The organism is Paraburkholderia elongata (assembly GCF_013177735.1).
Taxonomy (GTDB): Bacteria; Pseudomonadota; Gammaproteobacteria; order Burkholderiales; family Burkholderiaceae; genus Paraburkholderia; species Paraburkholderia elongata.
Genome location: NZ_WOEZ01000208.1, coordinates 62,408 through 71,067 on the forward strand (window position 1 = coordinate 62,408; position 8,660 = coordinate 71,067).

Genomic DNA, 8,660 nt, shown 5'->3' on the forward strand with positions numbered 1-8,660 from the left:
ACAGCAAAAGTAGGTAATTCGTATGAAGGTTACCTAACGTTACAGAAGCGACAGCATGGTTTCACATGCAGCGTAATGCGCCTCCTAGAATGCAAAGCGATAAGAACGCGGCGCCGTTAGCCAGTCGCAAGCGACTTGCAAGCTATTAGTGCAATCGCATGCAGTGGCCAAGGCGTACACGCATCGCTGTCGTTTCGCTTCCACCTCAAGGAGAACGTATGATCCGCTTGCCTCTCGCCGCCATCACCAGTGCCTGCATGGTCAGCCTTATGGCCGTCGCTACCGCAGCCAGTGCCCAGACCGCGCCGGCCGCTCCGGACGCCGCTCGTATTCACGCCGCCGACCAGGCCTTCATCACCGACGCCACCAAGGCCGTCGCTACGCAACGCGATGCCGCACGCATCGCCACCTCGCGCTCCACCGACCGGGAAGTGAAGGCATTCGCCGAGCGCGTGTCGAACGACAACGCGAAAATCTCGGACGCGCTGCGCGCCGCAAGTCCGCGTGGCATCGACGTGCCGAAGAACGATCCGGACGCAGCAGTGCTCGCGAGCATCAATAACCTGCGTGGCGCCGACTTCGACAAAACCTATATCGAGCAGGTCGCGCTCGCCGGCGAGCAGAAAGCGCTGTCGGCATTCCAGGCGGAAATCGCCTCGGGCCGCGATGAAAAATTGAAGGACGCAGCAAAGAAGGCACTGCCGACCATCCAGGAGCATTACGCGATGGCTCAGGATCTCGCCAAGCGTAAGCATCTGGCCGCTCAGTAAGCCGCATACCAGGCACGCTAAGCACAGTCTGGTGCAGTCTGAGCATCAAGCGCGCGTCACGTTGCGACGTGACGCGCGCCACCAGGCGGCATAAAAAACCGCCACCAAAAAAACCTTCAAAAAACGCCCTCAGAAGCCGCCTTCAAAAAACGCCGCCAAAACCAGTAGCAACCCTCCCGCTCGCGGACAATCTAGGCTGCCTGCATACAGCAGGCCGAATGCGTTCTTTTCGGCGATAATCGGCTTCGTTCTTTCGGGCCTGACCTGCGCGGCTTCCAGCGCGACTCAGGCAATTCGAAAGCCGTTTCCCGATTCCACGCGCATTCAATCAAAGCTCACCGCATGAGCAAGCCTGCCAATCTCCCGCAACAGTTGGACCATATGCTTCGGCAAGCCATCGCGCTTCAGCGGAACGGCGCATTCGCCGAGGCAGAAGAACTCTATCGTGAGATTCTCGAACTCAAGCCGCGCCATTTCGAGGCGTTGCAATTGTTGGGTTCTCTCGCGCTGCAAGCGGGTCGTGTACAAGAGGGCATCGAGTTCATCAAAAAGGCGCTTGCCATCAATGCGAAGCAGGCGCCGCTTCATTCGAATCTCGCCTATGCGCTCAATGCCTTGCAACGTTTCGACGAAGCGCTCGGGAGCGCCGATCGCGCGCTCGCATTGCAGCCCAAATTCCCGGACGCACTGAACAATCGCGGCAATGCGCAAGCCGGTCTGAACTTTGCGCTCGAAGCGCTCGGAAGCTTTGATCGGGCGATCGCCTTGATGCCGGATTTCGCGCAAGCCTGGAACAATCGCGCCTGCGTGCTGCGCGATCTGGGCCGTCCCGCCGATGCCCTGGCAAGCTGCGATCACGCGCTCGCATTGCAGCCGAACTATCCCGACGCATGGAGCAATCGCGGTAATGCGCTCAGCGATCTGAACCGGCCGCACGAAGCGCGGCAAAGCTATCAGCGCGCGCTCGAACTCGCCCCTGCGTTTGCCGATGCCTGGAACAACCTTGGCCTGACCCAGGTCGATCTCGACGAGCACGCGCAAGCGTTGCAGAGCTATGAGCGCGCGCTGGCCGTGAATCCCGCCGCTGCCGAGACACATTGGAATCGGGCGTTGTGTCTGCTGCAACTGGGACAGCTGGAAGCGGGATGGAAGGAATACGAGCGGCGCTGGGAGCGTAGCCGGATCAAAGCAGGCAGGCGCACCTTTGCGCAACCGCTTTGGCTGGGCGATTTTTCAATCGAAGGCAAAACGATTCTGCTGCAGGCTGAGCAGGGTCTCGGCGACACGCTGCAGTTTTGCCGCTATGCCGGGATGGTGTCGAAGCTCGGCGCAAAAGTCGTGCTAGAAGTACCGCGTGAGTTGATGCGGCTAATGTCGACGCTCGACGGTGTGGATCAATTGATCGAAGCGGGGCACACAGTGCCGCCGTTCGATTGTCACTGCCCCTTACTGAGTCTGCCGCTCGCGTTCAAGACCGATCTCGCGAGTATTCCGTCAAAGACGCCTTATCTGTTCGCCGAACCGCAAGCAACGCGTAAGTGGCACGAGCGTATCGCAACACAAGCGGAAGGGCGCTTGAAGGTCGGACTCGTCTGGGCTGGCGGAAACCGGCCGCATGTCGCCGAACTCCGCAAGAACGACTCGCGCCGTTCGATTACATTCGAGCGTCTCGCACCGATTCTCGATGTACCGAACGTGCAGTTCTTCAGCCTGCAAAAAGGACCGGCTGCGCAGCAATTACCGCACAACGATTCGTCCCCCAACGTTTTCGATTACACGGAAGAACTCGACGACTTCGCCGACACGGCCGCGCTGGTGGCCAACCTCGACTTGGTGATATCGGTGGACACGTCCACCGCGCATCTGGCCGGTGCACTGGATAAGCCGGTATGGATTCTGAACCGCTTCGACACATGCTGGCGGTGGATGCTGGAACGCGCCGATACGCCCTGGTATGCACAAGCGAGGTTGTTCCGGCAGCCGGCATTGGGCGATTGGGACAGCGTGATTCGAAGTGCACGTGACGCGCTGGCCGCGTTGAGCGTCACGGGAAAACCTGCGGCGCACTGAAGATAAAGCCCTGGCTGTGCGTTAGCCGGATAGATCGGCGCTGCACGCTTCACTTCGTTGCGGTGACATTGCCGTGACGTTGCCATGACGGCGCGCTTTGATCGGCGCGGCATCTGTCACCACAATGCGAGCCGTTCGACGCGTTTGCCCGGACGCGCGTAGACTGATTGTCCGTTTATCGAGGACTAGGCCACGGAGATTCAGCAATGGAATACAGACATCTGGGTGCATCTGGTTTCAAGGTGCCGGTACTGAGTTTCGGTACGGGCACATTCGGCGGCAAGGGCGAATTTTTCGAAGCTTGGGGCGCCACCGACGTGGCCGAAGCGCGTCGCCTGATCGACATCTGTTTCGATGCGGGCGTCACGATGTTCGACAGCGCGGACATCTATTCGAGCGGCGCTTCCGAGTCGGTGCTCGGTGAAGCGCTCAAGGGCAAGCGCGACAAAGCGATCATCTCCACCAAGGCGACCTTCCGTTTCGACGACGGTCCGAACAATGTCGGCTCGTCGCGCTTTCACCTGATTCAGGCGGTGGACGCGGCGCTCAAACGCCTGCAAACCGATTACATCGACCTGTTCCAGTTGCACGGTTTCGACGCGAAGACGCCGATTGTCGAAGTCATGTCGACGCTCGACGATCTCGTGCGTGCCGGCAAGATCCGCTACACCGGCGTGTCGAATTTCTCCGGCTGGCATCTGATGAAATCGCAGGACACCGCGGATCGCTACGGCTATCCGCGCTATGTCGCGAATCAGACTTACTACTCGTTGATCGGCCGCGATTACGAGTGGGAGTTGATGCCGCTCGGCGTCGATCAAGGCGTAGGTGCGGTGGTGTGGAGTCCGCTCGGCTGGGGGCGTCTCACCGGTAAGATCAAGCGCGGCCAGCCGTTACCGGAAACGAGCCGTCTGCATAAAACCGCCGACATGGGGCCGCCGGTGCCGGACGAGTATCTGTTCCGCGTACTCGATGCAATCGATGAGGTTGCTGTTGAAACCGGCAAGACCGTGCCGCAAATCGCGCTGAACTGGCTGCTACAGCGGCCTACCGTATCGACAGTGCTGATCGGTGCGCGTAACGAAGAGCAGTTGCGGCAGAACCTCGGCGCAGTGGGCTGGAATCTGACGCCCGAACAGGTGGCGAAACTCGACGCTGCCAGCGCTGTACGTCCCGCGTATCCGTACTGGCATCAGGAAGGATTTACGGAGCGTAATCCGAACGCGGTTTAAGCGCGCTTCTTTGATGTTCGCACAGAGTAACAACCCGCTTCGGCTCGACTGCTAATTGACGAGTTCGGCCGGAGCGGCGAACAGCTCGCTGTAGTAGCGGCGGCCCGCATCGAGATGTGAGTCGAATGCGAAACCTTGTTCGAGCATCGCATCGAAGTCGGCGCGTTCGATCTTCATCACATAGCTGTGTTCGGTCGTGACGAGGCTGCATGGCCGATCGGTCAGCGCCGCGCTAAACCATTTCCCCGCACCTGCATGGCCCGCCGGATACGACTGTTGGTCGTATTCGATTTGCCAGCCGCCGTCCAGAAGAATCCACATGCCTTGATCGCTCGCGGCACTCTGTGCGCCGCCGTTGCATTGCGCGACCACCGTGCCGGGTTGCGCTTCCCATTCATGCGAATGACCAATCACCCAACGCAGTTGGTCGGTTGTCAGGCTCGTGAAAAAGGGCGTGTGCTTCAACAAATGAAGGTAAGTCACTGAGGGTTTCATTTCCGTACTCCGCGTGGTGGCGGACGCGTCCGGGGACTGCGGTTTTGCATCGCAAGCGGCGATCAGAAACGGCAGCAGCACGGCGCAGGCGACCAGGATTGAGGGTTTCATGAGCGTGTGGGTTCAAAACGGGAAAGGAACGGCGGGACGCCAAGGTTCACTAATCACCCTTGACGTCCCCCGCTGTCATGCCTGATTAACGCTTGATCTTCGCTTCAAGCAGATCGCCCATGCCGATCCGCTTGGCGAACTCGATGCGCACGCGCTCCGAGACATCAAGCACTTCCCGCGCGCCGTCACCGACGAAGTCGATCACCGAGCGCATCGGCCGCTCGCCCGAAGGCAACGCGACGATCCGCACGATTTCATCGGCCACGGCTTGCGGATCGGCGTCGTCCGGTGTGAGTTCGGACAGGCGCTCGCCGATCTGATCCATCACGCCGTCATAGCGTGCATACGCAGCGGCGCGTTCGGTATCGGCAGGTTTGCCGGCGCTCGGAAAGTGCGCAGTGCCGCGAGTGAACGCGCCTGGCACCACGATCGAAGTTTCGATTCCGAAGCGCGCGATTTCGTAGGCGAGGGTGACCGCCAGGGAGTCCATTGCGGCCTTTGCAGCACCGTAAGGGCCGAGGAAGGGAGGAAAACCGCCCTTGGTCGTCGTGCTGCTGATCCACAACATCAGGCCGGCTTCCTGCTGGCGCAGATACGGCAGCACCGCACGGTTCACACGCTGCGCACCGAACAGGTTGGTGTCGAACACCTTCACCATTTCTTCGGGCGTGAACGCTTCGGTCGGACCGACCACCAGGTGGCCCGCGTTCTGCATCACCACGTCGAGCCGTCCTTGCTCGCGGATGATTGTTGCGGCGGCGGCATCGGCGGACTCTTGCGACAACACGTCGAGTTCGAGCGGATGCAACTGGATGTCCTTCGCTTTGGCGAGCGCCCGCATTTCGTCGGCGCGTGGCTTGTTGCGTCCTTCGACATCGCGCATCGTCGCGTAGACGATATGCCCGGCTTCGGCCAACGATTGCGCGGTGAGCTTGCCGATGCCCGTACCCGCGCCCGTAACCAGGATGACGTTCTTCTGCATTTTTCTTCTCCGATTCGTGAAAGTGATACGACGTTTAAACGCGCTATGAGAAAGGCTCTTAATGCTTTTTCAAGCTGGATTAAGTGGGTTAAGCCACGCCGCCGTTGGCGCGCAGGATCTGGCCGTTGACCCAGCCTGCATCCGGGCCGGCGAGGAAGGACACCACCGAGGCGATGTCGTCCGGCTGGCCGAGGCGTTGCAGCGGCGGCATCTTGGCGAAGGTCTGGATCTGTTCTTCGGTCTTGCCGTCGAGGAACAGCGAGGTCGCGATCGGACCCGGCGCAACGGCGTTGACCGTGATGTTGCGGCCGCGCAATTCCTTGGCGAACACGTGCGTGAAGGCTTCGACGGCGGCCTTGGTGCCGTTATAGATCGCGTAGCCCGGCATGTTCAGCGCCAGCGTCGTGCTCGAGAAGTTGACGATGCGTCCGTCGTTGTTCATCCGTGCGGCCGCTTCGCGCAGGGTGTTGAAGGTGCCGCGCACGTTGATGTCGAAGGTCTGGTCGTACAGCGCGTCGCTGGTGTCGGCGAGCGGCACCGTCTTGAGCACGCCGGCGTTGTTGACCAGCACGTCCACCTTGCCGAGTTGCTGTTCAGTGATCTCGAACATGCTGCGCACGTCGTCGGCGTTCGAAACGTCGGCCTTCACGGCGATGGCCTTGGTGCCCGCCGCCGTGAGTTGTGCGACCAGCGCATCGGCTTCCGATGAGCTCGAGGCGTAGTTGACGGCAACCGCGAAGCCGTCGTTAGCGAGGCGTTGCGCAACCGCTGCGCCGATGCCACGGGATGCGCCGGTAACGATGGCGACCTGAGCGTTCTTGATTGTGTTCATGATTCGTTTCCTTCTGTGTGGTGGGTTGGTGAGATGAATCATGGTCGCTTTCGTCGCTGAGATAATCGGGTTAGACTTGCCATCATCATTCCATTCGCTTTAACAATTGGCCGGCAGGCCGCCGGATCGCCGGCCCGGCACAAAGGCATCAACCATGGATCGTTTCGAGGAAATGCGGGTGTTCATACGGATCGCCGAGCGGCAAAGCTTCACGCGCGCTTCGGACGACCTGCAGATTCCGCGCGCCACCGTCACCAACCTGATGAAGCGCATGGAGCAGCGGCTCGGCGCGCGGCTTCTCGAGCGCACCACGCGCTCGGTACGCCTCACGCACGACGGCGAGGCGTACTACCGCCGCTGCGTGCGGCTGATCGCCGATATGGAGGAGGCGGAGGGCTCGTTTTCCAACATTGCGCCGAAGGGCCTATTGCGCGTGAATTTGCAGGGCACCCTGGCGCGGCACTTCGTCGTGCCGGCGTTACCCGCGTTTCTCGCGCGGTTTCCCGACATCGAGCTGACGATCGGCGAGGATGACCGGCTGGTCGATCTGGTGCGGGAGGGGATCGATTGCGTGCTGCGGGCGGGCAATCTGCAGGATTCGTCGATGGTGGGGCGGCGCGTTGCGCAGTTGCCGCAAGTGACGGTGGCGAGTCCGGCTTATCTGGAGGTGTATGGCGAGCCGGCCGATCCGGCGGCCTTGTCCACGCATCGCGCGGTTAACTATCTGTCCAGCGCGACGGGCAAGCCGGTGCCGCTCGAATTCAGAGTCGACGGCCGCGATACGGCGACCTACCTGCCGTCAGCGGTATCGGTGACCGGCGCCGATCTCTACACAGGCTCGGCGGTGGCCGGCCTCGGCATCGTGCAAGTGCCGCAATACCGCGTGGCGGGAGAACTGGCGTCGGGGCGGCTGAAGATCATCCTCGCGGATTTCCCGCCGCCGCCGATGCCGGTTTCGGTGCTCTATCCGCAGAATCGCCAGTTGTCGTCGCGTGTGCGTGTGTTTGCGCAGTGGTTGCGCGATATTTTCGAGGCGGCGGGGGGGCAGACGGGTTCGCGGTGAACGTGTCAGTCCACCGCGGGCGTGTGCCGTATGGCGCATGGCGCGCGTTGCAATGATGGCCTGAAAAATTGCGGCAACCGCGGTTAGCCAAGCACTTGGTGCGCGGTGTCGATATGGCGATTGGCGCGTAATGCGCGAGCGGTCCGTGCTTTTGTGCAAGCCGCGCTGCGTATCGTGGGATCATACGTGTCGTGCTGAGCGATATTGCTTTTTTGCACGGTACGGGATAACAGGAGCAGGACGATGATCGATGGACTGGTGGGCGGGCGCTTATACGGCGAGGCGCAGATTCGCACGGGGCAGAATGGCAAGCGCTTTGTGACCTGCAAGGTCCGGGCGACCACCAATGATGGAGATACGATTTTCGTCAATGTGATTGCGTTTGATGATGAGGTGCAGGCTGCGTTGCTTGCGCTGAGTGATGCTGATAGCGTTGCGCTTAGTGGGGCGTTGACGCCTAAGGTTTGGACTGACAAGAATGGGTTGGTTAAGCCTGCTGTGGATATGGTTGCGCATAAGGTGCTTGTGGGGTATCGGGGGGAAAGTTAACTGTCTTTTTTGCCTGCGCGGCGCTTTATGTCTGTTTGCCTCGCGGTGTTGGCCTTTCCTTGAATTGATATTGGATTATTAGCGTCGCCCCTGTGCGGGGCGGCACTTACTTCTCTTTGCCGGCCGCAAAGAGAAGTAAGCAAGAGAAAGCGGCTCAAACCGCCAACTCTTAAGCGGGCCCCTCGCGCAGCCACGGTAGTGGTGCATGTGGAATCCGACCCGCCGCACCTTCGGCGCTAGTGACAAAGGGCTCATCCGCTCCCACTCCGCACTGCGTCCGTCGCGGATGGGTATGCCTGGGAAACCTAATGGTTCGATTGCGCGCGGCGGGGAGAAACTGATCCCTCACTGAATCGACTTCGTTACTTCACTCTCCGACTACCTGTCAGATCAAGTCCAGGCTAATACAGGTGAATTACGTTTCGGCGCGCGCAGCGCCGCCGGAAGTATGACTGCCTTGTCACTCACGCCGAATGTGCGAGGGCACGGATTCCAGATGCACCACTGCCCCCTCCAAGCCAGGAGACCCGCTTAAGAGCATCCCCTTATACACATC

Annotated in this window: 8 protein-coding genes; 5 read left to right on the forward strand and 3 right to left on the reverse strand. The window is 60.5% G+C overall.

Annotated features, from left to right (window positions below; translation table 11 throughout):
- Positions 1-218 precede the first annotated feature (218 nt).
- The 3 genes from GNZ13_RS37085 (at position 219) to GNZ13_RS37095 (ending at position 4,072) form a co-directional block, all read left to right on the forward strand.
- Positions 219-770, forward strand: a complete 552-nt coding sequence (locus GNZ13_RS37085) for a DUF4142 domain-containing protein (RefSeq protein ID WP_172174135.1) — start codon at positions 219-221, stop codon at positions 768-770.
- Between the two features lie 342 nt (positions 771-1,112).
- Positions 1,113-2,840, forward strand: coding sequence for a tetratricopeptide repeat protein (locus GNZ13_RS37090; RefSeq protein ID WP_172174137.1), 1,728 nt, complete (start codon positions 1,113-1,115; stop codon positions 2,838-2,840).
- A 206-nt stretch (positions 2,841-3,046) separates the two neighbouring features.
- Positions 3,047-4,072, forward strand: coding sequence for an aldo/keto reductase (locus tag GNZ13_RS37095; protein WP_172174139.1), 1,026 nt, complete (start codon positions 3,047-3,049; stop codon positions 4,070-4,072).
- A 51-nt stretch (positions 4,073-4,123) separates the two neighbouring features.
- Here GNZ13_RS37095 and GNZ13_RS37100 read toward each other — a convergent pair whose 3' ends face one another.
- The 3 genes from GNZ13_RS37100 to GNZ13_RS37110 form a co-directional block, all read right to left on the reverse strand.
- Complete coding sequence (locus GNZ13_RS37100; RefSeq protein ID WP_172174141.1) at positions 4,124-4,678, reverse strand: cyclic nucleotide-binding domain-containing protein; 555 nt, start codon at positions 4,676-4,678, stop codon at positions 4,124-4,126.
- A gap of 85 nt (positions 4,679-4,763) precedes the next feature.
- Positions 4,764-5,660 (reverse strand): SDR family oxidoreductase, encoded by an 897-nt coding sequence (locus tag GNZ13_RS37105; RefSeq protein WP_172174143.1) that lies wholly within the window; start codon positions 5,658-5,660, stop codon positions 4,764-4,766.
- 88 nt (positions 5,661-5,748) lie between these two features.
- Positions 5,749-6,492: an SDR family oxidoreductase gene (locus GNZ13_RS37110; RefSeq protein ID WP_172174145.1), complete on the reverse strand. Its 744-nt coding sequence runs from the start codon at positions 6,490-6,492 to the stop codon at positions 5,749-5,751.
- Between the two features lie 154 nt (positions 6,493-6,646).
- On the opposite strand from GNZ13_RS37110, the gene GNZ13_RS37115 reads away from it, so the two are divergent.
- Positions 6,647-7,555 carry a LysR family transcriptional regulator gene (locus GNZ13_RS37115; RefSeq protein WP_172174147.1) on the forward strand — a complete coding sequence of 303 codons (909 nt, stop codon included), beginning with the start codon at positions 6,647-6,649 and terminating at the stop codon, positions 7,553-7,555.
- Between the two features lie 243 nt (positions 7,556-7,798).
- Positions 7,799-8,104, forward strand: coding sequence for a single-stranded DNA-binding protein (locus GNZ13_RS37120; RefSeq protein ID WP_172174150.1), 306 nt, complete (start codon positions 7,799-7,801; stop codon positions 8,102-8,104).
- The last annotated feature ends 556 nt before the right edge of the window (positions 8,105-8,660 follow it).